Origin of the sequence: Entomomonas asaccharolytica (assembly GCF_016653615.1) — a bacterium.
Classification (GTDB): Bacteria; Pseudomonadota; Gammaproteobacteria; order Pseudomonadales; family Pseudomonadaceae; genus Entomomonas; species Entomomonas asaccharolytica.
This window is the reverse complement of sequence record NZ_CP067393.1, coordinates 946,542-969,061: the sequence shown is the minus strand read 5'-3', so window position 1 is coordinate 969,061 and position 22,520 is coordinate 946,542. Positions and strand designations below refer to the sequence as shown.

The 22,520-nt window shown below is 34.1% G+C and carries 22 protein-coding genes and 1 riboswitch; of the genes, 7 read left to right on the top strand and 15 right to left on the bottom strand.

From position 1 onward, the window contains the following. Nucleotides 1–146: 146 nt before the first annotated feature. Nucleotides 147–1,430, bottom strand: a complete 1,284-nt coding sequence (locus tag JHT90_RS04385) for a tyrosine-type recombinase/integrase (protein WP_201094593.1) — start codon at nucleotides 1,428–1,430, stop codon at nucleotides 147–149. A 301-nt stretch (nucleotides 1,431–1,731) separates the two neighbouring features. Then, nucleotides 1,732–1,821, bottom strand: a complete 90-nt coding sequence (locus JHT90_RS15400; RefSeq protein ID WP_201094592.1) for a tyrosine-type recombinase/integrase — start codon at nucleotides 1,819–1,821, stop codon at nucleotides 1,732–1,734. Between the two features lie 135 nt (nucleotides 1,822–1,956). Here JHT90_RS15400 and cydD point away from each other — a divergent pair, with 135 nt between their 5' ends. After that, the gene (gene cydD / locus JHT90_RS04375) at nucleotides 1,957–3,723 is read left to right on the top strand and encodes a heme ABC transporter permease/ATP-binding protein CydD (protein WP_201094590.1); all 1,767 of its coding nucleotides are present in this window, start codon (nucleotides 1,957–1,959) and stop codon (nucleotides 3,721–3,723) included. Between the two features lie 3 nt (nucleotides 3,724–3,726). Beyond that, nucleotides 3,727–5,451: a heme ABC transporter ATP-binding protein/permease CydC gene (cydC, locus tag JHT90_RS04370; RefSeq protein ID WP_201094589.1), complete on the top strand. Its 1,725-nt coding sequence runs from the start codon at nucleotides 3,727–3,729 to the stop codon at nucleotides 5,449–5,451. A gap of 86 nt (nucleotides 5,452–5,537) precedes the next feature. Here cydC and JHT90_RS04365 read toward each other — a convergent pair whose 3' ends face one another. Both JHT90_RS04365 and JHT90_RS04360 read right to left on the bottom strand, forming a co-directional pair. Beyond that, nucleotides 5,538–6,242 carry a thioesterase II family protein gene (locus JHT90_RS04365; RefSeq protein WP_201094587.1) on the bottom strand — a complete coding sequence of 235 codons (705 nt, stop codon included), beginning with the start codon at nucleotides 6,240–6,242 and terminating at the stop codon, nucleotides 5,538–5,540. Nucleotides 6,243–6,335: 93 nt separating this feature from the next. Continuing rightward, complete coding sequence (locus JHT90_RS04360) at nucleotides 6,336–6,695, bottom strand: hypothetical protein (RefSeq protein ID WP_201094586.1); 360 nt, start codon at nucleotides 6,693–6,695, stop codon at nucleotides 6,336–6,338. Nucleotides 6,696–7,402: 707 nt separating this feature from the next. Here JHT90_RS04360 and JHT90_RS04355 point away from each other — a divergent pair. From JHT90_RS04355 to tdeA, 5 genes are all read left to right on the top strand, one after another. After that, nucleotides 7,403–7,642, top strand: a complete 240-nt coding sequence (locus JHT90_RS04355; protein WP_201094585.1) for a hypothetical protein — start codon at nucleotides 7,403–7,405, stop codon at nucleotides 7,640–7,642. Nucleotides 7,643–8,067: 425 nt separating this feature from the next. After that, nucleotides 8,068–8,310, top strand: coding sequence for a hypothetical protein (locus tag JHT90_RS04350; protein ID WP_201094584.1), 243 nt, complete (start codon nucleotides 8,068–8,070; stop codon nucleotides 8,308–8,310). Nucleotides 8,311–8,586: 276 nt separating this feature from the next. Next, entirely contained in the window at nucleotides 8,587–9,759 is a 1,173-nt protein-coding gene (locus JHT90_RS04345) for an efflux RND transporter periplasmic adaptor subunit (RefSeq protein WP_201094583.1), read from the top strand. A 14-nt stretch (nucleotides 9,760–9,773) separates the two neighbouring features. Continuing rightward, entirely contained in the window at nucleotides 9,774–11,714 is a 1,941-nt protein-coding gene (locus tag JHT90_RS04340; RefSeq protein WP_201094581.1) for a MacB family efflux pump subunit, read from the top strand. Nucleotides 11,715–11,725: 11 nt separating this feature from the next. Further along, complete coding sequence (gene tdeA, locus JHT90_RS04335; protein WP_201094579.1) at nucleotides 11,726–13,093, top strand: toxin/drug exporter TdeA; 1,368 nt, start codon at nucleotides 11,726–11,728, stop codon at nucleotides 13,091–13,093. A gap of 52 nt (nucleotides 13,094–13,145) precedes the next feature. Here the strand turns inward: tdeA and JHT90_RS04330 are convergent, their stop codons facing one another. The 11 genes from JHT90_RS04330 to JHT90_RS04280 form a co-directional block, all read right to left on the bottom strand. Next, nucleotides 13,146–14,624: a cobyric acid synthase gene (locus JHT90_RS04330; RefSeq protein WP_201094577.1), complete on the bottom strand. Its 1,479-nt coding sequence runs from the start codon at nucleotides 14,622–14,624 to the stop codon at nucleotides 13,146–13,148. A gap of 3 nt (nucleotides 14,625–14,627) precedes the next feature. Further along, the gene (cobC, locus tag JHT90_RS04325) at nucleotides 14,628–15,179 is read right to left on the bottom strand and encodes an alpha-ribazole phosphatase (protein WP_201094574.1); all 552 of its coding nucleotides are present in this window, start codon (nucleotides 15,177–15,179) and stop codon (nucleotides 14,628–14,630) included. Next, nucleotides 15,176–15,874 (bottom strand): adenosylcobinamide-GDP ribazoletransferase, encoded by a 699-nt coding sequence (locus tag JHT90_RS04320; RefSeq protein WP_236254042.1) that lies wholly within the window; start codon nucleotides 15,872–15,874, stop codon nucleotides 15,176–15,178. The genes cobC and JHT90_RS04320 overlap by 4 nt, the downstream gene beginning before the upstream one ends. 53 nt (nucleotides 15,875–15,927) lie before the next feature. Continuing rightward, nucleotides 15,928–16,971, bottom strand: coding sequence for a nicotinate-nucleotide--dimethylbenzimidazole phosphoribosyltransferase (gene cobT, locus JHT90_RS04315; RefSeq protein WP_201094571.1), 1,044 nt, complete (start codon nucleotides 16,969–16,971; stop codon nucleotides 15,928–15,930). Between the two features lie 2 nt (nucleotides 16,972–16,973). Continuing rightward, a complete protein-coding gene (gene cobU / locus JHT90_RS04310) occupies nucleotides 16,974–17,486 on the bottom strand; it encodes a bifunctional adenosylcobinamide kinase/adenosylcobinamide-phosphate guanylyltransferase (protein WP_201094570.1) in 513 nt (170 codons plus the stop codon). Further along, complete coding sequence (locus JHT90_RS04305; protein ID WP_201094566.1) at nucleotides 17,486–18,505, bottom strand: aminotransferase class I/II-fold pyridoxal phosphate-dependent enzyme; 1,020 nt, start codon at nucleotides 18,503–18,505, stop codon at nucleotides 17,486–17,488. Before JHT90_RS04305 ends, cobU begins: the two co-directional genes overlap by 1 nt. An 11-nt stretch (nucleotides 18,506–18,516) precedes the next feature. Further along, the gene (locus JHT90_RS04300) at nucleotides 18,517–19,329 is read right to left on the bottom strand and encodes an ATP-binding cassette domain-containing protein (RefSeq protein WP_201094557.1); all 813 of its coding nucleotides are present in this window, start codon (nucleotides 19,327–19,329) and stop codon (nucleotides 18,517–18,519) included. A gap of 17 nt (nucleotides 19,330–19,346) precedes the next feature. After that, nucleotides 19,347–20,024, bottom strand: coding sequence for a cobalt ECF transporter T component CbiQ (cbiQ, locus tag JHT90_RS04295; protein WP_201094551.1), 678 nt, complete (start codon nucleotides 20,022–20,024; stop codon nucleotides 19,347–19,349). Next, nucleotides 20,011–20,301, bottom strand: coding sequence for an energy-coupling factor ABC transporter substrate-binding protein (locus JHT90_RS04290; protein ID WP_201094550.1), 291 nt, complete (start codon nucleotides 20,299–20,301; stop codon nucleotides 20,011–20,013). Before JHT90_RS04290 ends, cbiQ begins: the two co-directional genes overlap by 14 nt. Next, entirely contained in the window at nucleotides 20,298–21,029 is a 732-nt protein-coding gene (locus JHT90_RS04285) for an energy-coupling factor ABC transporter permease (RefSeq protein WP_236254041.1), read from the bottom strand. Before JHT90_RS04285 ends, JHT90_RS04290 begins: the two co-directional genes overlap by 4 nt. Nucleotides 21,030–21,137: 108 nt before the next feature. Then, nucleotides 21,138–21,309, bottom strand: a riboswitch (cobalamin riboswitch). Nucleotides 21,310–21,547: 238 nt separating this feature from the next. After that, nucleotides 21,548–22,516, bottom strand: coding sequence for an HNH endonuclease signature motif containing protein (locus JHT90_RS04280; RefSeq protein ID WP_201094549.1), 969 nt, complete (start codon nucleotides 22,514–22,516; stop codon nucleotides 21,548–21,550). Nucleotides 22,517–22,520: the final 4 nt, after the last annotated feature.

Sequence of the window (22,520 nt, the reverse complement as noted above, 5' to 3'; positions counted from 1 at the left end):
TACTAACTCAATTTCATATAATGAATACAACTTCCAGTAATAATTAAATTTTTATTATATTCTTCTTATAATTATTCATAAAAATTTTACTATTAAATACCAGTAGTAGTTGATATTTTAATAAGTAATGATATTACTGTTTACCTCTAATTTCTTTTAAATTCATAAGGTGGGATGTATTCATACTGTATGGAGTATTCTATATAATCGCTCCACCACTGCATGATTTTAATCCGTTGTTGAATATGTTTTGCTTTGTGGATATAGGCACGTCTTACTTTTTTGCGCTCTTGGTGTGACATTTGTTTTTCGATAGCATCTTCACTAAAAATACCACTTTCATTTAGTGCACTACAAGCCATTGCTCGCATTCCATGTCCACAGATATCATTTTTGGTACTGTAACCTAAGTTTCTTAAAGCTTGGTTGATAGTGTTTTCTGATAGAGGTTTTTTGCCATTAATGGTAAATATCCATTCATATTGTCCAGTAATATCATAAAGCTCTTGTAGTAGAGTTATTACTTGGTCAGATAGCGGTACTAAATATTCACCAACTTTAGCTCCTCTTTTTGAGTTTTTAACACCTTCTACTGTTTCTCGCTCATTAGGGATTTTCCATAATTTATTTTTAAAATCAATTTCACTCCAACGAGCAAATCTAAGTTCACTTGACCGGATATAGATATGTTGAGTAAGAATAAGGGCATAACGAGTTACTATATGATGAGGATAGTTGTATATTTTGTTTGATAGTTCACCTAACCTTTCTATAGGTAGCGCTGGGAAATGATTACTTTCATGTTCAATAGTGAGTCCCACTAGGTCTAATGCTGGATTAGTTCTAATAAGTCCTTTGATAACAGCTAGTCTCATTATTTTTATAACTGTTTGCCTAACCCTTGTCGCTGTTTCAAAGTATTCTTTATTTAGAGCAGTTTGTACTGGGATTAATGCATCTCTAAATTCTATAGATTTTACATTTTTATTACCTAATGAAGGTAAAATATAGTTTTCTACCATTCCAGTCATTTTATCTATATGACTATCATCCCATTTTTTTGCCTTTGCTGTTTGTTTTATCCACTCTCTCGCTACTGTTTCAAATAAGATAATGTCTTCATTGGCTACAGTGGTTTTTAACTTGGCGTTGTCTTTTTCTACTTTTGGGTTAATGTCTTTAGCTAGTAAATCTTTTGCATTTTCTCTTGCTTCTCTAGCTTCTTTGATAGATAACTTAGGATAATCACCAAAAGTAAGAACACTTTCTTTACGATCTTCAGGTTTATTGAATTTCATCCGCCAGCTTTTTGTACCACTAGCTTTAACTAGAAGATAAAGACCACCACCATCAAATAATTTATAGTCTTTTGCTTTTGGCTTTGCACTACTACATTTTACTTCAGTTAAAGGAGTTATTAATCGTGCCATTTCTGAGACCTGTAAGAAACACTTTTAAATTATACCCCTTTTTATACCCCTATTTAGTATAGTTGTCCATAGTTTTATAATAGTCGATTATTATATCTGTCTCTTAAACAATTATATTAGATTATAATTCGAGTTCGACCCCGGCCTCCATATTTAAAGGCTTGTATTATAAAAATACAAGCCTTTTTTATTACTCACGTAAAAATATTGCTCACCTTCTCTATTTTTTATATAGAGACTAATAAAACTAAGTTTACAATATTTATTAAATAATCTGGCGATAACCGACATAGCTGTAACATCATTTTATACTAGAATGACCAAGCGTTTTTTGTAGTTTCATTATGTCGACAACATTCTTGACATAATGGCTTGCAAAGGTTTTTCTCAAAAGTTATATAACCATCTCAATATACCAAAAAAGTGTACCAGTAAGAATATTAAACTCACTTTTGCTGTACTACTGATATAATAAGACTTCGCTCTTTTTTAAAGCTACTGATTAGAAGTACCAGACCTATTATTTATGAATAAAACAAAGCAGAAACAGCTTATTGGTTGGTTAAAACAGCAAAATAGCACTGCCAAGAAATGGCTACGAATATTGATAATGCTTGGTACAATTAATGGCCTTGTTATTATTATTCAGGCTTGGTTATTAGCCACTATTCTCCATAACCTTATTGTAGACCAAGTAAATAAAGAATCACTTTCCCTTTACTTTTTGGGGCTTATTGCCACCACCGTGATACGAACAATACTAGCCTGGTCAAGAGAGAAAGTAGGTTTTTTGTGTGGTGCAGCAGTTCGTAAAACTATTCGTAAGACAGTACTTGATAAGTTAGAAGCATTAGGCCCAGTTTGGATTCAAAATAAACCTGCAGGTAGTTGGGCTACCATGATCCTTGAGCAAATCGAGGAAATGCAGGATTTTTACTCCCGTTATCTACCACAGGTAGCATTAGCTGCTATTATTCCTATTTTTATACTAATTGCTGTTTATCCTACCAATTGGGCTGCAGGTCTTATTCTCACATTTACGGCGCCCTTAATTCCTTTATTTATGGCATTAGTAGGCATGGGCGCAGCAGAAGCTAATCAACGTAATTTTGCGGTATTGGCTAGATTAAGTGGTACATTTCTTGATCGTTTAAAGGGTCTTAATACATTACGTTTATTCTTTCAAGGCAATAATGAAATCAAACAGATCGAAGAGTCGTCAGAAGATTTTAGACAACGAACCATGAGTGTACTAAAACAAGCCTTTCTTTCTTCCGCGGTGCTAGAATTTTTTGCCTCAGTATCAATTGCTATAGTGGCTGTTTATTTTGGTTTCTCCTATTTAGGCGAGCTTAATTTTGGCCACTATGGTTTAGGCATCACCTTATTTGCCGGTTTTTTTGCCTTAATATTAGCCCCCGAATTCTTTCAGCCACTAAGAGATTTAGGTACTTTCTACCACGCCAAAGCACAGGCAATAGGGGCAGCTGAATCATTAGTGACATTTTTAGCACACGAAAATAATAATCCCTTACTAGGCGATAAAATAATTAATAGTACAGATGAGATTACTATTATTGCTAATGAATTATTTATTCTATCACCACAGGGTCAGCAATTAGCAGGTCCTTTATCTTTTACTATCAATAGTAAGCAAAAAATTGCTATTGTTGGGCATAGTGGTGCTGGTAAAAGTTCTTTATTTAATCTGTTACTAGGGTTTCTACCCTATCGTGGCTCTTTAACTATTAATGGTATAGAGCTTAATCAACTTGATATTGAGCATTGGCGACAACAATTAAGCTGGGTGGGACAAAACCCCTACTTACCAGAAACAACCATTAAACAAAATATCTTGCTGGCTAACCCAAATGCCTCTGAACAGCAATTAACTACTGCCATAAAAAAAGCGTATGTTGATGAGTTTCTTGAGCGCCTACCTAATGGCATTGAAACCTCAGTGGGTGAATATGCTACTCGATTATCCATAGGACAAACGCAACGCATTGCGGTTGCTAGAGCCTTGTTAATGCCTTGTCGGCTATTGTTATTAGATGAACCAACAGCCAGCTTAGATGTAACTAGTGAAATGTTGGTGATGCAATCATTAACAGAAGCCGCACACTATCAAGCAACGATTATGATTACCCATCAATTAAAAGATACGGCTAACTATGACACTATCTGGGTAATGGATAAGGGTTTAATTATACAAACTGGCAATTACCATGAACTTAGTCAAGTTGATGGTGCTTTTGCTCAATTATTAGCTAGCCAAAGAGAGGAGATTTAAACAATGCGTGATCTGTATCCTTTCTTAAAACTTTATCGTCAATATTGGCGAAAAATAGCACTTGGTATTTTGCTAGCTATTCTCACTTTACTTGCTAGTATTTGCTTGTTAAGTATATCGGGCTGGTTTTTAGCTTCAACCGCCTTAGCAGGCATTATGGGGGTTACCTTTAACTACCTATTACCCTCAGCAGGAGTACGTGGTTCTGCGGTTATGCGTACTGTTTTCCGTTATGGCGAGCGCTTAGTTAGCCATGATACCACCTTTAGAATTTTGGCCAAACTACGTGTTTTTACTTTTAGAAATTTACTACCACTAACACCAACAGCTATCTCTCGCTTTAAACAAGCTGAATTATTAAATCGCCTAGTGGCTGATATCGATACCCTAGACCATCTTTATTTACATCTTATTTCACCCATAGTCAGTGCTATTATGGTGATTTTTATGGTGACAGTTGGTTTATTATTTATTGATATTTATCTAGCTTTAACTTTAGGTGTGATACTTACTGTATTAGTATTAATTACCCCTATTATCTTTTATTATGCAGGCAACCCTATTGGTATTAGTCTAACCCAATTAAAAGGCCAATACCGAACAGAACTTACTGCTTGGTTACAGGGGCAAGCTGAACTCGCTATCTTTAATGCACTAGCACGTTTTCGTACACAATTAAACAACACTGAAACTAAGTGGTTAAACACCCAGAAAAAACAAGCGTCATTAACTGGTCTATCGCAATCATTTATTATTTTAACATCAGGTCTAACTACTGTGCTTATACTGTGGTTAGCAGCGAGTGGTGTTGGAGTTAACCATACCTTAAATCCACTTATCGCCCTATTTGCTTTTGCTTCGCTAGCCTCTTTTGAAGCTATTGCACCTGTTGCAACTGCTTTTTTACACTTGAGCCAAGTTACCTCATCGGCTAAACGAGTCAATGAATTATTATCACAACAGCCTGATGTTACCTTTATCCAAGCGAAAGCAGACTATTTACCCCAAGCTAATCTACAACTAGACAATATCTCTTTTAGCTATCCTGAACAGCCACAACAGGTATTAAGCAATATCAGTCTACAACTACAAACCGGTCAGCATGTTGCGTTACTGGGCAAAACAGGTTGTGGTAAATCTACCTTGTTACAGCTATTAACCCGTGCATGGGATCCCCAACAAGGGCAAATTATCCTTAATCAAATAGCATTACCTGATTACGACGAACAAACCATAAGACAAATGATCTCAGTAGTAACCCAACGTGTCTATATTTTTAGTGCCACATTACGACACAACCTTTTAATGGCTAATGCAAACGCTACCAATCAACAACTTACAGAGGTTTTAAATCAAGTTGGACTTAATAACCTACTGGAAGGCGTTGGCCTTAACCAATGGTTAGGTGAAGGTGGTAGGCAACTTTCAGGTGGTGAGCAAACTCGTATAGGTATAGCTAGAGCATTACTACACCAAGCTCCACTTATTTTATTAGACGAACCAACCAATGGTTTAGATGCAGACACAGAACAGCAAATATTGCATATCTTAAAACAACATGCCAAAAATAAAACCTTAATTATGGTAACCCACCGCCTAACCAATTTAAATGAAATGGATAGAATTGTGGTAATGGATGGTGGCAAAATTATCGAACAAGGTAATCATCAAACACTGCTTGAACAAAAAGGTCGTTACTGGCAATTTGTTAAAAATGCTAATCAATAACGACCTATTACATAAAACCTTTAATTACGTTTATTCAACGGATTGTAACTTATAAAATAAAAGATATTTAATTTACCACTTCAACCTTATTTAACAATTGAAGTTAAATAATCAGTAATTACTGGCATATTATCAAAAATAAAAAAGTGATTACCTTCCATTTCAATAAAATTAATAGGCTGTTTATTCTCTTGTTGCCATGCATAAATAGATTCTTTGCTTACATCCTCTTGATCACCATAGATAACAGTCATAGGAATATCTAAACTATATTGTGCAATTGTGTAGTTATAATTTTCTACCAATTTAAAATCATTTTTAAGAATAGGTTCAAAATAATCTTTTAACTCTTGATACTCTAAAAATTCTTCGGGAATTCCACCCATTGTTTTTAAAGAGTCCCAGAACTCTGAAGAAGGTAAATGATGAATAAACTTACTTCTTTTAAAACAAGGCGCATTTCGTCCTGAAATAATAAGATGGCTAGGATGTGGTAAACCTGCTTGTTTAATCTTATTTGCCAGCAGATAGGCTAACAACGCCCCCATACTATGCCCATAAAATATATACTCTCTATCTAATGCTATAGGTTCAATCACATTGATAAAAAGATAATCTACTAACTTATTTATATCATCGATAAATGGTGTATTTGATAGATTTTCCCTTCCTGGTAACTCAGGTGTTACTACCTCATAAACAGTTTGCAAAGGTTCTAACATTTTTCGATAAGAAAATGCATTACCGCCTGCAAAAGGAAATAAAAAAAGTAATGGCTTCTTGCTATTCATGATATTTTCCTCATTTACTACTCAACAATTAATGTAAGTAGCTATCTTTTTTCCATAGGATATAAATAATCTGGATCGTTGTAATATTTGTAATTATTGGTAATAGTGAACTGTAAACCCTTCTTTTTTTAATAATGATAGAGTTTCCATATAAGACTTATCATAATCAGTTGGATATCTATTAGCAGTCCATTCAACTAATATGACAATAGGATGTGTTTCTAATAACACAACTATTAGAACTAAATACTTATACTGATCTGTAGATAATACGCTAGTAGAACAATGGGCTTTATCGATAGTTAGCTGATTATAAAAACTACTTTCACTGCTCGTTTGATAGTAATTATTGTATAAAACATTCAGTAACCACTGATAATAAAAAAATAATTGGTAAGGTGTTAATTTTATTTTTACACTATCTAAAACAAATACAACTGATATTTCTAACATAACTCAGTAATCTCTTATTAAGCTAATTCCCTGTCAAATAAATATCAACTTCAAACTAACTAACAATTACTGTAAGCCGTAATAATATTTATATAATTCTGACTAAATATAAGTAAAAAATGCTATTACATTAAAACAAAGTCAGAAATCGGTATGATTTAAAACGAAATTTATGGTGTTTAAATGGTTAATCTAATCTAATAACTATTAATTAGACAACACCTACCAAAGTCTAATATATTAATTTTATTAATATTAGTATTAAGACAAACCCATTAATTCATTAGTATTGTATTTAATTATTTTATTTTTAACTTAAAATACTTAGATTTCATATATAAAAATATAAATTTCTTATTTTAAATGTAAAAATAATAATTTACTGAAGTAGGAATCATTAATAACTAAGAAATAAAGTAATATCTTCTTTTACAGAATAGACTTTAAATGTTATTAAATATATCAATAATACTTTTGACTTAATAACTATCATTTCCTCAATAAAACCGTATTATTAGAGATTCGGATTGGTTTTATTTAGAATCATATCCAAACACAAATAATTTATAAATCAAACTATTAAAATTTTCTAATCAAGGAATAAGACTAAAGTCTTATATTCTTAGAAAAATATTCTTATTACTCTCGAAAAGCAATATTGCAAAAGTACAAAAATAATTCGCAGTATTATAAAAAGGAAAATTAATATGAAAAAAATAATTTTTTCAATATTTTTTGCGCTCACCACAAGCCTTGCTTTGTTAACTTCTACAACAGTTAATGCAGGAAGTTATTATACATCTAATTGGACTATGATAGATTTTCAAACATGCCTATTTGTAAGGTATGTGTATTATATTGATGATAATGGAATTAGAACGCTAGTTGATACTCAATATAAAAACACACATAAAGGATTTGGAGGCAATTTTTGTGTAGCTCCTTAATTAAACTATAAGTATTGGGTACATTTTTTGTATCCATACTTGGCTCTAATTGATCATTTTTAGTACTACAAAAAATTTATTTTGGTTAAATAATGTTCAAAATTATCTAAATTAACAAAGAATTTTTCCACATTTTTTGACCTAAACAATAGTGTAAATTTGCTTACAAAACCAAAAAATTTTTATTTTTAAAGTTTATTTCTTTCTTGCAAAAGTACTGGTACTACTTGTTTTTGATCTAAAGACTAGCATATCTCTGCTTACTAATAGAATCTCGTTTATATATTATTAAAACAAGATATAGTATAAGACATTAGTCTAGTTATCATTAAAACCTTACTAGGTTACTCTGTTAGTCACATTTTTGTAACTTTTCTTTTACAAAAATGTGTTCTTTCAATCATCGAAATTATGGAGAAATGAAGATGAAAAAAATTATCATGGCAGGCACAGTAGCTTTATTTGCTATTATGGCAGTTCCAGCTCAAGCAGAACTAGCAGATCAACCTTGGATTTTAACAAGCACTTCACTTGTTAAAACAGGTTTTTTACAATACATAAAAGCTTGCCACTGGAAAAGAAGTGAATATGTAAATGGCATTTATCAAGCTCAAATGACTACTACATATACTTCTAAGTTTGGCGGTTGCCCAGCTCCAATGAATTGATAATTAAGTAGTATCAAAAAACCATTGGTGAGAGCTATCTTTGCTGTATTGTTTAAGGATTAGAAGTATTAGCAATTAAGGATAGCTCTACGATATTAATCAAAATACCTATTATTAATTAATTCACAAACGAATTTAATCTTTATTTAATAACATGGCTGTAACTAGTGAGTCCATATCTTTATCTTTAGTAGATAGAGTGGCATAATTATTGGATTATAATTGATGTAACAATGCCAAGATATAACTCAATGTAACAATTTAGAAGGAACTGAAATGAAGAAGGGAATAAAAATAGTTGTTTCTCTCCTAATTCTGTTGGGCTTAATCTATTGGTGTTACACCACTTTTTTTTCAACTGCTGATGAAGTTAGTTACATTACAGAACGTGTTCGTATAGGTACTATTAAAAGAACAGTTAATACCTCTGGTGAAGTTGGTCCAGTTCAATTGGTAACAGTGGGTGCACAGGTATCAGGACAAATCACTAAGCTATATGTCAAGTTAGGGCAAAAAATAAAAAAAGGCGATAAAATTGCAGATATTGATTCCATTCCTCAACTTAATGAATTAAATATTAACAAAGCTAGACTAGAAACCTATAAAGCACAGCTAGTATCCAAGGAAATAGCGTTAAGAGTTGCTCAAAAAAAATATAATCGAGAAAAGAATTTAAAAAAACATAATGCTACCTCTGATGAAAATTTAGAAGCAGCAGAAGATGCTTTAGCAGCAGCAAGAGCAAGTGTAGCGGATATGAAATCGCAAGTTGTACAAGCGCAAATAGAAGTTAATAATGCGGAAACAAACTTAGGCTATACAAAAATTACAGCACCGTTAGATGGAACTATTGTTTCAACCCCTATAGAGGAAGGCCAAACAGTTAACTCCAACCAAACAACTCCTACTATTGTAAAAATTGCTGATTTATCCAAAATGGAAATAAAAATGCAAATCTCTGAAGGAGATATAACAAAAATACAACCTAATATGGAGGTTAGTTACACTATTCTTTCAGAACCTAATAATGTTTATCGAGGCAAATTAGATCGTATAGATCCTGGGTTAATATCCCTTACCAAAGGTGACTATAATGGTTCAACAGAAGCAAATACAGCTGTTTATTACTACGCAAATGTAATTGTACCTAACGAAGAAAATAAATTACGCATAGGCATGACAACACAAAATACGATTACCATTGCAAGTGCAGAAAATGTTTTACTAGTACCCAAAGTAGCGTTAAAAGGACAAGGTGATAACACTTATGTTGATGTACTAGAAGCTGATGGGATCACAGTAAATACTAAAAAAGTAAAGATAGGGCTAACTGATAATATAAATGCACAAGTAATAGCAGGCTTACAGGAAGGTGAACAAGTCATTACCATGCAAATGACTTCATCAGAGATGTATAACAAAGCCATGTCTAGTATGCAACACATGTAATTGAGATTATATAAATGGCTATGATTGAAGTTACTAATCTCAATAAATACTTTGGTGAGGGTAATAATAGAACTCACGTTCTGAAAGATATCAATCTTTCTATTGAGGCTGGAGAGTTTATAGCTATTGTTGGGCAATCAGGCTCAGGCAAAACAACCTTGATGAATACATTAGGTTGTCTAGATACGCCCTCCTCTGGCTCCTACAAAATAGATAATATTGAAACAAGTAGTATGTCCTCCAATGAGTTAGCTAAGGTTCGTGGAGAAAAGTTTGGTTTTATCTTTCAACGTTATAACCTATTAGCTAACTTAACTGCATTAGATAATGTTGCATTACCTGCTATTTATTTAGGTGTAGATCATACAGCGCGCACTAATAAAGCAACAAAATTATTAAATGATTTAAATTTACCTGATAAACTAAAAAATAAACCGAATGAATTATCAGGTGGGCAACAACAAAGGGTAAGTATTGCGCGCGCATTAATGAATGGTGGTGAAATCATCTTAGCCGATGAACCTACTGGAGCTTTAGACTCACACAGTGGTGAAATGGTTATGGATATTTTAAAAGAACTGCACCAGCAAAAACATACCATTATATTAGTTACCCATGACCAACAGATTGCAAGTTATGCTCATCGTATAATTGAAATAAAAGATGGTGAGATTATTGCAGATACGCGCAAGCAAAATCAGCCTAACACTGCCATTGAAGAAAAAAAGAAACCTCTAAAATACAACCCTTTTGTTTTTTATAAAGACCAGTTACTTGAGTCTTTTAAAATGTCTATTCAAGCAATTGTGGCACATAAACTTCGCTCTATACTAACGATGCTAGGTATTATTATTGGTATAGCTTCAGTAGTTACTGTTGTTGCCTTAGGTAGAGGTTCACAACAAAAAATTCTATCTGATATTAATTCACTTGGTACAGATACCATCACTATTTATGCGGGTAGGGGTGCAGGTGATATGTATTCAGGAAGGGTGACTACTTTAACCGATGATGATGCTAAAGAATTGGCAAAATTAAGTTATATCGATGGTGCAAGTCCTACTATTACCTCATCAGGCACTTTGGTTTATAACAATATTTCGGTAAATAGTCAGGTTACAGGTGTTAATGAACAATATTTTTATATTAAAGGCCAACAAATTGCTGAAGGTAGATTTTTTAGTTTAGAAGATGTGGTTAATAATAATTCAGTTATTGTTATTGATCATAATACCCAACAAAGACTATTTCCTTCATCATCTGCCCTAGGGCAAGTTATCTTATTTAATAAACAACCTTTTGAAGTAATAGGTGTTACTGTGCCCAGCAGTGGCTTTATGGGTGGCAATAATAATTTAGAACTATGGCTTCCTTACACAACTACCATGACTAAAATAGCTGGCAGCAGTAATATTTCTTCTATTATTGTTAAGGTTAAAGAGAATATAAATACCCAAATTGCTGATAGTGGTATTACTAAATTTCTAACCATCAAACATGAGAAAACAGATTTTTACACTGCTAATATGGATGCGATTAAGCAAACCATAGAAAGTACCACTAATACCATGACCCTATTAATATCGTGTATCGCTTTAATTTCTTTGATTGTAGGAGGTATAGGCGTAATGAATATTATGTTAGTGTCAGTCACTGAAAGAACTAAAGAGATTGGTATACGCATGGCAATTGGTGCAAGAGAACATAGTATTTTAGAACAGTTTTTAATTGAAGCGGTATTAATTTGTCTAATTGGAGGAATGCTAGGTATTGGACTTTCTTATTTAATAGCTGTTATTTTTAGTCTATTATTTAGTGATTTTCCACTCGTTTTTTCAGTTGAGTCTATTGTATTAGCATTATGTTGCTCAACAGCTATTGGCATTATTTTTGGATTTATGCCTGCTCGTAATGCTTCCAAACTTAATCCGATTGTTGCTCTTTCAAGGGAATAAAGAAAACGACAATGAATAAATACTCCGTTACGCTGTTTACATTAACCTTTATATTATTCATTACAGGTTGCACATCAACCAAAAATCCTGATGAGCAATTAAAAGAGCGTGTGCAGTTAACAGAAGATATTCTTAAACGCTATAAAATCGATGAACATTGGTGGCAAGTTTATAATGATCAGCAGCTTAATCAGATTATTGAATTAGCCATGAAAAACAATATTGATTTAGCAAAGCGAGCTGTTGATATTAATAGAGCCTTGTATCAAGCAAATCTAATTGGAGAAGATTTAGTTCCTACGTTTTCCGCAGGAACGGATGGCTCTATCCAAAAAAATATTAAAACAGGTGATGCATCAACACGCCTTTTCTCTGGAAACATTAATATTAGCTATGAAGTAGATCTATGGCAAAGAATTGCTAATACCGTTTCTGCTCAACAATGGGAATATGCCGCTACTATTCAAGATCGAGAAACTACTCGTTTAGCTTTAATTAATAATGTAGTAGACGCTTATTACCACCTTATGTATTTACAACAAGCAATCACTATCACTGAGCAAAATATAGAAAACTATCAGCAAATTAGCCAACTGGTTTCCTATAAATACCAATATGGTAGAGTGTCATCATTAGATCCTGCACAGGCTAAACAAGCTATTTTGAATGCTAGAAATAACCTTATTGATTTACAAAACCAATTAAAGAACACCGAACAAACACTACGTGATTTACTGAATTTAAAACCAACAGATCCATTATTAATTAATTATCCAGATTTATTAACATTACAACTACCTAAAGTAGATTTAAATGTTCCATTGTCGGTAATAGCAAACAGGCCAGACTTACGTGCTGCTGAATACCGTTTACAAAAGGCTTCACTCGATTTAAAAGCCACTGAAAAAAGTTGGTATCCAACGATTACATTAGGTGCTGCGGTTAGTAGCTCATCAGATAAAGCTCGTACTACTTTTGATTTACCTTTTGCTTCTGGCAATATTGCCATTAATCTGCCTTTCTTAGAATGGAATAGAATACGTTGGCGTGTAAAAATTTCTAAAGAGGATTATGAAAGTATAAGGCTCGACCTAGAAAAAGCGATTACCACAGCCTTAAATGAAATCAGTACCTATTATTACAACTACACAAATGCACAGGCATCACTTGCTAATTTACAAGATAAATATAATTATGATGTAGAAATAACACAATACTATGATATTCGATATCAACAAGGTGCTGGTGAACTTAAAGATTGGTTAGATGCATTAAATACAGAAACCAATACCAAAATATCTTTACTCGCTAATCGTTACCAGCTTATTCAATATGAAAACCAGATTTATAAGGCAATAGCTGGAAGGTATATAGAATAATTCTTTCATATTTTTTAACAGTATCCAAAACCGATTTTAAAAAACATAAAAATTATTTCTGCATTAGTTGATAAACCAACTCAACATTTACATGTTGGCGAATGTGTTCGGCTAGTTTGTCGTATTGTTGTTCTTTAAAGGCGGTATAGTCAAAAGGTTGTTCTTTTAGTTTATCGGCATAGGGTTGGAGTAGATAATCAATAACCTCTGCATTATCTAAAATACCGTGGATATAAGTACCAAAACATTTATTATTTAATAGATAACCATCGGTTGTATTATCTGTTAGCTGATTTAAGGGTGATACGGGGTTATCATCCACTGGTGTAGTAATACCCATATGGATTTCATAACCTTCACAAAGGCTTACGGATTGTTGAAAGTTAAATTTAACTTGGCGTGTGACTTTTTCACCTAGCATTTTAGTGGTTACTGGTAATAGCCCAAGCCCTGGTAATCGTTCGATAGAACCTTCCACATGATCAGGGTCACAAATCTCTTGTCCCATCATTTGGAAGCCACCACAAATACCTACTACCGTAGCACCGCTACGATGAGCTTTAAGAATGCTTTGTGCAACACCATTACGACGTAATTCATATAAATCATCTAAAGTACTTTTACTACCCGGTAATAAAATAATATCTGCTTTGGCGATTTCATCCACATTACTGCTGTAATATAAGTGAACTCTAGGGTCTCGTTCTAACCGATTAAAATCAGTAAAGTTAGACATATGCCTTAATAGCACTACTACCACATTAACCTTACCATGTGATGCTTGGATTTGCTTAGTGTGTAGGGCTACTGAATCTTCTTCTTCAATATGAATATCTTTATAGTAAGGCACCACACCAAGCACAGGAATACCGCATAAATCTTCGAGGATTTTAATACCTGATTCAAACAAGCGAATATCACCCCGAAACTTATTAATTAAAATCCCTTTTACGTATTTTCGTTCTTCTTCGGTAAGTAGCATAATGGAGCCATAAACACTAGCAAAGACACCACCACGATCAATATCAGCCACTAAAATAACATTGGCTTTAGCGTAAATAGCCATTGGCATATTGACTAGGTCAACTTCCCTTAAATTGATCTCCGAAATACTACCAGCCCCTTCCATTACTACAGGGTTATAACGGCTTGCTAAACGATCAAAGGCGGCATTTACTTCTGCTCTTAACTCTTCTCTACCTTCTGTTCGAAAATACTGATAAGCATTTTGGTTGCCTATTGGCTTACCATTTAATACCACTTGGCAAGTATGGTCTGATGAAGGTTTTAGCAGTAATGGGTTCATATCGGTATGGCAAGCCACCCCAGCCGCCTCTGCTTGCACTGCTTGCGCCCTGCCTATTTCTAAACCCTCTTCCGTAGCATAGGAATTGTTCGCCATATTCTGTGCTTTGAAAGGCGCTGGGGTATAACCATCCTGTTTAAAAATACGACAGAATCCAGCAGTAATAATACTTTTCCCAACATCACTACCTGTGCCAACAAACATAAGAGGTGCAAGCTTTTGCATAATTTAGCCTTTATTTAGATCAAGGTTAGGAAAAATATCTAGTACAGTAACAGAACCATAACTGGGTGTATGGTTAAACATATTTGCTACGGTTGTCACACCTGCGTAAACACGGCCGCAGTTAATAATACCACCATGGGTAAAGATTGCTGCCTTTTCAATATTGGTTGGCAAGGTATTAATAAACTCAACAAAACGTTTATATAAATCAGCAAATGATTCGCCATTGGTAGCGGCAATATTAAGCCAATCATTATAAAAATTTTGTAAATTAGGGTCTTGAATATCATCCCATTTTTGCATTTCCCAATCACCAAAATTTAGCTCTTTTAAACGACCATCGACAATTGCATTAGCATAACCACAATAATTAGCAAGCTTGGTACAACGGCTTAAGGGGCTAGTGTAAACCTGATCAAACTTAATTGCTTCAATTTGCTCAAACACTGTGTTGGCTTCGTCTTTAAAGCTCTCTTTTAAACCCACATCGCTCCAGCCATAACAAACACCTTGCGCAACATCAACCGCTGTATGGCGAATAAAATAAAGCTTCATACTAACCTTACTAAAGCAACAAATGATAAATAGAAAGACAATTCTGTCATTAAAAATAAAGCCCCTACGCAATCACCTGTATAGCCTTGTATTTTACTGCTCATAAAAGCAGTTAATAGAAAAAATACAGCAACGGGTAACAGTATTGCTAGGTAATAAATAGGTGAGATAATGCCAAAGATAATTAATAAAGGTACTAAAGCAAAGCTAATGGAATATAAAAAATACTTGGCTTTAATATCATCATACACAACTTTTACTTTACTGGTTTCTGCCGTACGAGCATAGCTTAAACGCACCGTAATAAAAGACGACAACCCTTTACAAAATGGATCAGCCACTAAAATAGCAACACAAGCCAAATACACGGGCAAAGCACTTAGTAAAGAAAAAAGTAATAAAAAATAGATAATTAAACCCAATACACCATAACAGCCTATATGGCTATCTTTCATAATAGCTAATATACGCTCTTTGGAAATACCACCACCAAAGCCATCAAAGAAATCAGCTAAACCATCTTCGTGTAATGCGCCTGTTAGTAATAATCTACTGGCTATGGCTAGCATAACAGCCACTGATATAGGAAATAACAAGCTACTTAAATACAGTACCAGCATCATTACAGAGGCAGTTAACCAACCCGCCATTGACCAATAGTAGATAATATTTTTAAAGTATTCATCAGGAATCATTCGATTCCTAAAAAAAGGCAATCGAGTAAAAAATATAATAATCGCAGTAAAGGCTAGCATTTGGTAATCGGAGTAACTTCCGCCTTGGCAAAAGATTTCATTTCATTCATCATTCGCACTGCAGAATCAACTAGTGGAAAGGCGCAGACTGCACCCGTCCCCTCTCCTAGTCTAAATTGCAACTGCAATAATGATTGCACACCCATATAATCTAACAATAGTTTATGACCTGTTTCCTCACCTTGATGACCAAAAATTGCATAATTAATAATATTAGGATAAAACTTAGCTGCCATTAAAATGCAGTTGGTCATAATAAAACCATCCACCAAAATAATCATCGCTAATTCGGCAGCTCGTAACATGGCACCTACCGTCATCACCATTTCATAACCACCAAAATAACGCATAATATCCAGTGCTGAACTATCACCCTGATAGTTATCTACCGCTTGTTGCAATACTTGATATTTACGCAAAGTACCCTCAGAAGCCCAACCTGAGCCTGCACCCACACATTGTTTTAAATCAATACCTGTTAGATAGCTCATCCAAATAGAAGATGGCGAGGTATTAGCAATGCCTAATTCTCCAAAAGATATAATATTACAGCCTGCTTGCTGGCATTGCTCTACGAGTTCCACCCCTGTGTTAATCGCCTGTTCCATTTGCTGTTCTGTCATAGCTGCTTCATAAAGAAAATTAGCTGTACCTTTACTAATTTTACGATCAATAATGCCCGTATCTGCCTCAAAATCGTAATCAACACCTGCATCGACCACTAGCAGTTTAAAACCATTTTGCCGTACAAAAATATTAATGCCACCACCACCTTCCACAAAATTAAGGGCTTGTTGCCAAGTGATAGATTTAGGTGAAGGGCTTACACCAGACTCAGCAATACCATGATCCGCTGCAAATAAAATATGATGAGGATTAGTTAATTGGGGCGATAGGCTTTGTTGAATAGTGCCTACTTGCTTAGCTATTTTTTCTAATAGTCCTAACGAACCCTTTGGTTTAGCAAGATTATCAATCTTATCTTGTAGCAAGGAGCAAATCACTTCATCTGGTTTATTAATTACAAAACTTCTCATAACTACCCCTTAATTTTCATCGGTATGCCCGAAACACTGAAATAAACTTCGTCGGCCTGCTCTGCAATATATTGATTTAACCAACCTAATAAATCGGTAAACTTTCTTTGTAAGGTATTTTCTGGCGTACCACCTAAACCAATTTCATTAGTCACAAAAATAAACTGCGCATCTTGTTGCGTAAACAAATCAAACTCTTGCTTAAGCTCAGTTAATGCTTGTTCAATATTACTGTCTAAATCAAAAAAATAATTGGTAGCCCATAAGGTAACGCAATCAACTAGCACCACTTTATTAATAACATTATGCTGTGATAATTTTTTTTCTTCTTCAATATTTACCCATTCATTACCACGTGCTAATTGGTGCCTTTGAATACGTTGCCTATATTCTTCATCCCAAACGCGAGAAGTGGCGATATAGATAGGATTAGCGCTTAACGATAATGCTAACTTTTCAGCAAAACTACTTTTGCCTGACCGTTGACCACCTGTTACTAAGGTTATTTTTTTCATCACTGTTGCTCTGTTAGCCATTCACCAATGGCGGCCACTAACTGATTATTTTGCGCTACACTCTGACTAGCTACTCTAAAATAATATTGATCTAATCCCACAAAATTAGCCGCGTCACGAATTAATAAATGATGTTTATTGGCTAAATAATTTTTTAATTCAGCAGCACTTTTACCATTTAATAATTTCACTAAAAAGTAATGGGTTTGCGTAGGTAAAACCTGTAGTTGCTTAAAGGCTGCTAAGGCTTGCTGTAATTGCTTGGTTTGTTGCAATAAGGTTAATAAATAAACCTGTAATTCATTAGCATGTTGTAATAAATATTTGCCTGCCACTATGGCTAAACTATTGACGGACCAAGGCATTCGAAAATAATTAATACGTGCTATTAAATCACTATTAGCTACTAAATAACCCAGTCGTAAACCTGGGATAGCAAACTTCTTAGTCATAGAATGCAACACTATTACATTAGGGTATTGAATCACTTTATCAATGGCTAATAATGCATTTTCTGCAAAGGCTGCATAGGATTGATCAATTACAAAATACGTTGTTGGATATTGCTTAAATAAGGTAAGTAATTGCTGTTCCGAATAAACTTCACCCGTTGGATTATTAGGGCTACATAACCAACATAATTCTGTTTCAGCAGGAATATCGCTTATATTAAAAACATGTTGTAGTTGGTGTTGGTGTATCTCACAAGCATCCGCATATTCACTAAATACAGGCGATGCAATAGTCGTTTTACTACCAACAAACGCTTGCGCAATAAGGTAAATTGCCTCTGTTGCTCCATTAGTAACAGAAATACAACTATCGGTAATATTAGCCTGCTCTGCTAATAACTTTCTAATAGAAACTGCATCAGGCTCGGGATAACTATAAATAGCCTCAATATGCTGTGCTAGGTATTGTTCTAAACCTGATAAATCCGATTGGTGATAAACATTAGAGCTAAAATTAGCTGTAATTATTGGATACTGATAACCATCATCACCATGCCCATTAATCATTTTTAACTCTCTTATTTAACCACTTCTGTTAAATTACTTTGCTCAAAAAAATCCTGCTCAGTACGATACAATGGCAAACCTTTTTCAGTATGTAAACGTATCAACCATGGCTGTACTAGCCCTGCTTGCTTGATTAAATCACTCTGCAAAAATACCTCTTGCGTAGCACCATGGGTTAATAAGTGGCCTCGATCTAGTACATAAACCTCATCGCATACTTGGTAAATCAAATCAATATCATGGCTAGAAATAACTACTTGTTTGCCTTCTGCTACTACCCTTTGCAAAATCTCAATAATATGTTGTCGCCCCATTGGGTCTAAACCTGCGGTAGGCTCATCCAATAAAATACAAGGCGCATCTAATACCAAAGCACCTGCAATAGCCACCCGCTTCTTCTGTCCAAAGCTTAAATATTGAATAGGTTGATCTGCAAAATGTTGCGCATCTACTAATGCTAAAGCATTATTAACGCGCCTAGTAATTTCATCTTCAGCCACCCCTAAATTGCGTAAACTAAACGCAATATCACTGCGTATATCGGTATAAAAAATCTGCTGATCTGGATCTTGAAAAACAATTGATACATTTTGCCGTAATTGATATAAATCTTGCTTTTTATAACTGATGGGTTTGCCATTCCAACACACTTCACCTGCATTAGGCTTTAAAATACCCAGCAAGATCATAAATAAAGTAGATTTGCCTGAACCATTGGCACCAATCAGCCCTGTTACCTTACCTGATGATAAATTTAAGCTAATATCCTCTAACGCCCAGTCACCTTGCTCATATTTAAAACTAACATTGTTTGTTGATAACATATACTTCTATTCCAACCTTAAAGGTGAAAATCACCCCTAAATAACTTAGTTTCTAGGGCTATAGTCATTTGGCTATAACGGGTTAAAACTCGGCTTAGTAACATGGTTATCAACATACCCAAAGAGCGATAACTGGTTCTAGGTGAGATATAACCAAAACGTAATGTTTGGGCACGCTTGATGGCTGCCACTTCATCTAAAAAGATAAATATAAAGCGATAGGTGAGTAAAATAATTTCCAACAATGCTTTCGGCATATGGATTTTTTTACCAATTTGAATTAACTGGTCAAAGGGAGTAGTTAATACAAATAAATAAGTAATAGCTAAACAAGATAAGCTTCGGAAAAAAGCATTTTGTGCTACCCATAAGGACTCGGCACTTACCCCAATATAAAGTGAACCAATATGAAAGCTGGCTAACAGCTTACTATTACTCCAGTCAAAAGATAATAAAATACCTGCTACACTTACCATTAGAAAAGCAAAAGGAACCATCATCCATTTACAGTATTTACTAAAACTAATCCGTGTAACATAACAAGTGATAGGTGCTAGTACAACTAAAATAATTAATTGTACAAACCATATTGAACACAAAGCCACTAGCAATAAAACAATATAAGCTAACCCTTTAGTTAGCGGATTTATTTCACGCCAGCGGCTTTGATAGGCATAATGATCAATTTCTAACATCAGTCTTTGGCCTTCTACCACGATAAAAGCCTAAAATATAGCAAATTATCCCTGTGCCAATAGAGCCTTGTAAGGTAAATAGTAAACTTTCTACTTCGCCACTAGCAGGCTCAAAGAAAGACTCAAACCATGGTTCATAATCAGGATGGCTTTGAGTAATAGCCTCCTCTGCTTGACCATCTGCACCGCTAAACTCTGCCCCTTTATTAGCAGGCAAAAAGAAAGGGACTAAACACATAATTACCACAATGGTTAATAACAATAGATTCTTTTTCATTGTGTAAAGCCCCCAACTGGTGCAATTTTACGCTCAGTAATAACATTATAAATAATAACTGTTAATAACCCCTCAGCAATAGCAATAGGGATTTGCGTTAAGCAGAAAATACTCATAAATTTAGTAGCAGCAGCCAAAAAACCTAACTGTGGGTCAGGGAAAGCGCCTGCTAACTGAATAGAAGTGACAAAGTAAGTGACAATATCGGCTGTAAAGGCACATAAAAATACCCCTACATCTTTACGAATTTTAAACTTACAGGAGATTCGCCAAATGTAATAACCAACCACAGGCCCAAATACCGCCATTGACATACCGTTAGCGCCTAACGTAGTTAACCCGCCATGAGCTAAAAACAAAGCTTGGAATAACAACACAATACCTGCTAACACAGCCATTACCCAAGGGCCAAACATCACCACCCCTAAGCCAACGCCCGTAGGGTGTGAGCAGCTACCTGTGACAGATGGCATTTTTAAAGAAGACAGTACAAACACAAAAGCAGCACAAAGTGCTAGTAATACTTTTTTATCAGTACTACCCATAGATATTTTCTTTAATTGATAGATGCCCAGAATTAGAAAAGGAATATAAATTGCCCACCAAGTACCAGCCCAAAGTGGGGGTAAAAACCCTTCCATAATATGCATTGCAAAAGCTTGTTGCGGAAATAATATCAGTAAGGCCACCCCGCCAATTACTGATAAACGCTTGAATCTGATATTCATCGTTATAACCTTAATTTGTTAGGTAACAAATATCCCTCGCTTCATGCAAGTAAGGTTATATAGATAAAATAAATTATTTCATAGATATAACCCTTCCCACCGAAGGGGGTATTCTTCTGTAATCAAATAGGTCTTCTGGCTTAGCTTCATCCTCTTCTGTTCCTTCCCGAGTTTCCTCAGTGGTTATAACAGAATCGTCCACCTTACAGCAGCGGGGGCTGCGCAGGAATTACACCTGCTTCCTTAGCATAAATGCTATATTTGACTACAATTTAGGCAAAAGTCTATGCCCTTTTTTCTAGCAGGTAAATGTGAATTTGAGTAAAGATTGATTTAGGTAATGGCTTAGTTAAATTAACTTTAAAGATAATTAATAATCATTTCAAAATAACTCTTATCACTGATCTGATAAAGTCTATACACGTAATCTATCTAAGTACTTATATTTACTTTAGCTCTGCATTAAAGCGATCAAATATAAACATATATCTACTAGTATAAATTAAAGACCTTTAGTTTTAACTTTCTTTTTGCTTTTTAAAAAACTTATCTCTATGATCTTTTAAATAAAAATCTTGTTTATCACTAAAACAACCAACATTTTTTTCTATAATATTCCATTTTTCAAAAATGGCATCTTTTTTGACTATCTCAGAAATCAACATAGTTCCATCTTTCTGAAAACTTATTAAATATCTATCAAATAAGTAATCAATATGAGGAGCTAAAAGTAAACCATTATTACCATCAACTCTTTCCTCTCTGGTACAATCTACCCAGCGTTTAATATGACTAGCTATTAAGTATCTATCTTTTATTTTATCGAAATCATACAATGTATTTGTTACTCGACAAACTTTCTCAATTTTTAATAGGTTTTCAGTAAATTTTAACTGTGCTGTCCTAATATCAACTAGTGCTTTTTTAGTTGTATTAACTGGTATGGCAGAAGTATCTTTTTCAACTATTTCTTGCACTAATAATTTATCTAACTCTAATTTAATATCATTAACTTTATTTTCAATGGACAATTTTTCAAAGAAAAAATTTGCATATTCCTTAGAGATCTCTATCAAATATTGTTGTTTTAACCCAATTGTACTTAGTTCACTTTTATTTTTTTGTTTAACAAAAGGTGAAGGTGATGAGTTAATTTTATTTATTAAATCTATATAATTTTTTAGAAAAATATCTTGTTTGGGATGAAACCAATCTATTCTTAAAGCATGGCCATCCATATTAGCCCAGTTATTAAATGTTGAATACTCTGGGGCAACTCGAGAATAAGATGATTGTATTACAATGCCAATATCTTTGATATGTTGATCTACGCAAGTAAAAACAATATCGCCAACTTGAGCAACATTCATATTCTCATAACCAACGTTTCTTCTACCAGCTTTAGTTAGTTTTGGTGACCATAGAAAACCTTCACTAGTCGCTATATGATAAGTCTCCCCAAGAGCAACAATCCAATACTTTTCCATTATT

Bases quoted from the DNA above. Each gene is read 5' to 3' on its own strand.
- JHT90_RS04385 (WP_201094593.1), bottom strand. From the start codon at position 1,430: ATGGCACGATTAATAACTCCTTTAACTGAAGTAAAATGTAGTAGTGCA.
- cydD (WP_201094590.1), top strand. From the start codon at position 1,957: ATGAATAAAACAAAGCAGAAACAGCTTATTGGTTGGTTAAAACAGCAA.
- cydC (WP_201094589.1), top strand. From the start codon at position 3,727: ATGCGTGATCTGTATCCTTTCTTAAAACTTTATCGTCAATATTGGCGA.
- JHT90_RS04365 (WP_201094587.1), bottom strand. From the start codon at position 6,242: ATGAATAGCAAGAAGCCATTACTTTTTTTATTTCCTTTTGCAGGCGGT.
- JHT90_RS04360 (WP_201094586.1), bottom strand. From the start codon at position 6,695: ATGTTAGAAATATCAGTTGTATTTGTTTTAGATAGTGTAAAAATAAAA.
- JHT90_RS04355 (WP_201094585.1), top strand. From the start codon at position 7,403: ATGAAAAAAATAATTTTTTCAATATTTTTTGCGCTCACCACAAGCCTT.
- JHT90_RS04350 (WP_201094584.1), top strand. From the start codon at position 8,068: ATGAAAAAAATTATCATGGCAGGCACAGTAGCTTTATTTGCTATTATG.
- JHT90_RS04345 (WP_201094583.1), top strand. From the start codon at position 8,587: ATGAAGAAGGGAATAAAAATAGTTGTTTCTCTCCTAATTCTGTTGGGC.
- JHT90_RS04340 (WP_201094581.1), top strand. From the start codon at position 9,774: ATGGCTATGATTGAAGTTACTAATCTCAATAAATACTTTGGTGAGGGT.
- tdeA (WP_201094579.1), top strand. From the start codon at position 11,726: ATGAATAAATACTCCGTTACGCTGTTTACATTAACCTTTATATTATTC.
- JHT90_RS04330 (WP_201094577.1), bottom strand. From the start codon at position 14,624: ATGCAAAAGCTTGCACCTCTTATGTTTGTTGGCACAGGTAGTGATGTT.
- cobC (WP_201094574.1), bottom strand. From the start codon at position 15,179: ATGAAGCTTTATTTTATTCGCCATACAGCGGTTGATGTTGCGCAAGGT.
- JHT90_RS04320 (WP_236254042.1), bottom strand. From the start codon at position 15,874: ATGATTCCTGATGAATACTTTAAAAATATTATCTACTATTGGTCAATG.
- cobT (WP_201094571.1), bottom strand. From the start codon at position 16,971: ATGAGAAGTTTTGTAATTAATAAACCAGATGAAGTGATTTGCTCCTTG.
- cobU (WP_201094570.1), bottom strand. From the start codon at position 17,486: ATGAAAAAAATAACCTTAGTAACAGGTGGTCAACGGTCAGGCAAAAGT.
- JHT90_RS04305 (WP_201094566.1), bottom strand. From the start codon at position 18,505: ATGATTAATGGGCATGGTGATGATGGTTATCAGTATCCAATAATTACA.
- JHT90_RS04300 (WP_201094557.1), bottom strand. From the start codon at position 19,329: ATGTTATCAACAAACAATGTTAGTTTTAAATATGAGCAAGGTGACTGG.
- cbiQ (WP_201094551.1), bottom strand. From the start codon at position 20,024: ATGTTAGAAATTGATCATTATGCCTATCAAAGCCGCTGGCGTGAAATA.
- JHT90_RS04290 (WP_201094550.1), bottom strand. From the start codon at position 20,301: ATGAAAAAGAATCTATTGTTATTAACCATTGTGGTAATTATGTGTTTA.
- JHT90_RS04285 (WP_236254041.1), bottom strand. From the start codon at position 21,029: ATGAATATCAGATTCAAGCGTTTATCAGTAATTGGCGGGGTGGCCTTA.
- JHT90_RS04280 (WP_201094549.1), bottom strand. From the start codon at position 22,516: ATGGAAAAGTATTGGATTGTTGCTCTTGGGGAGACTTATCATATAGCG.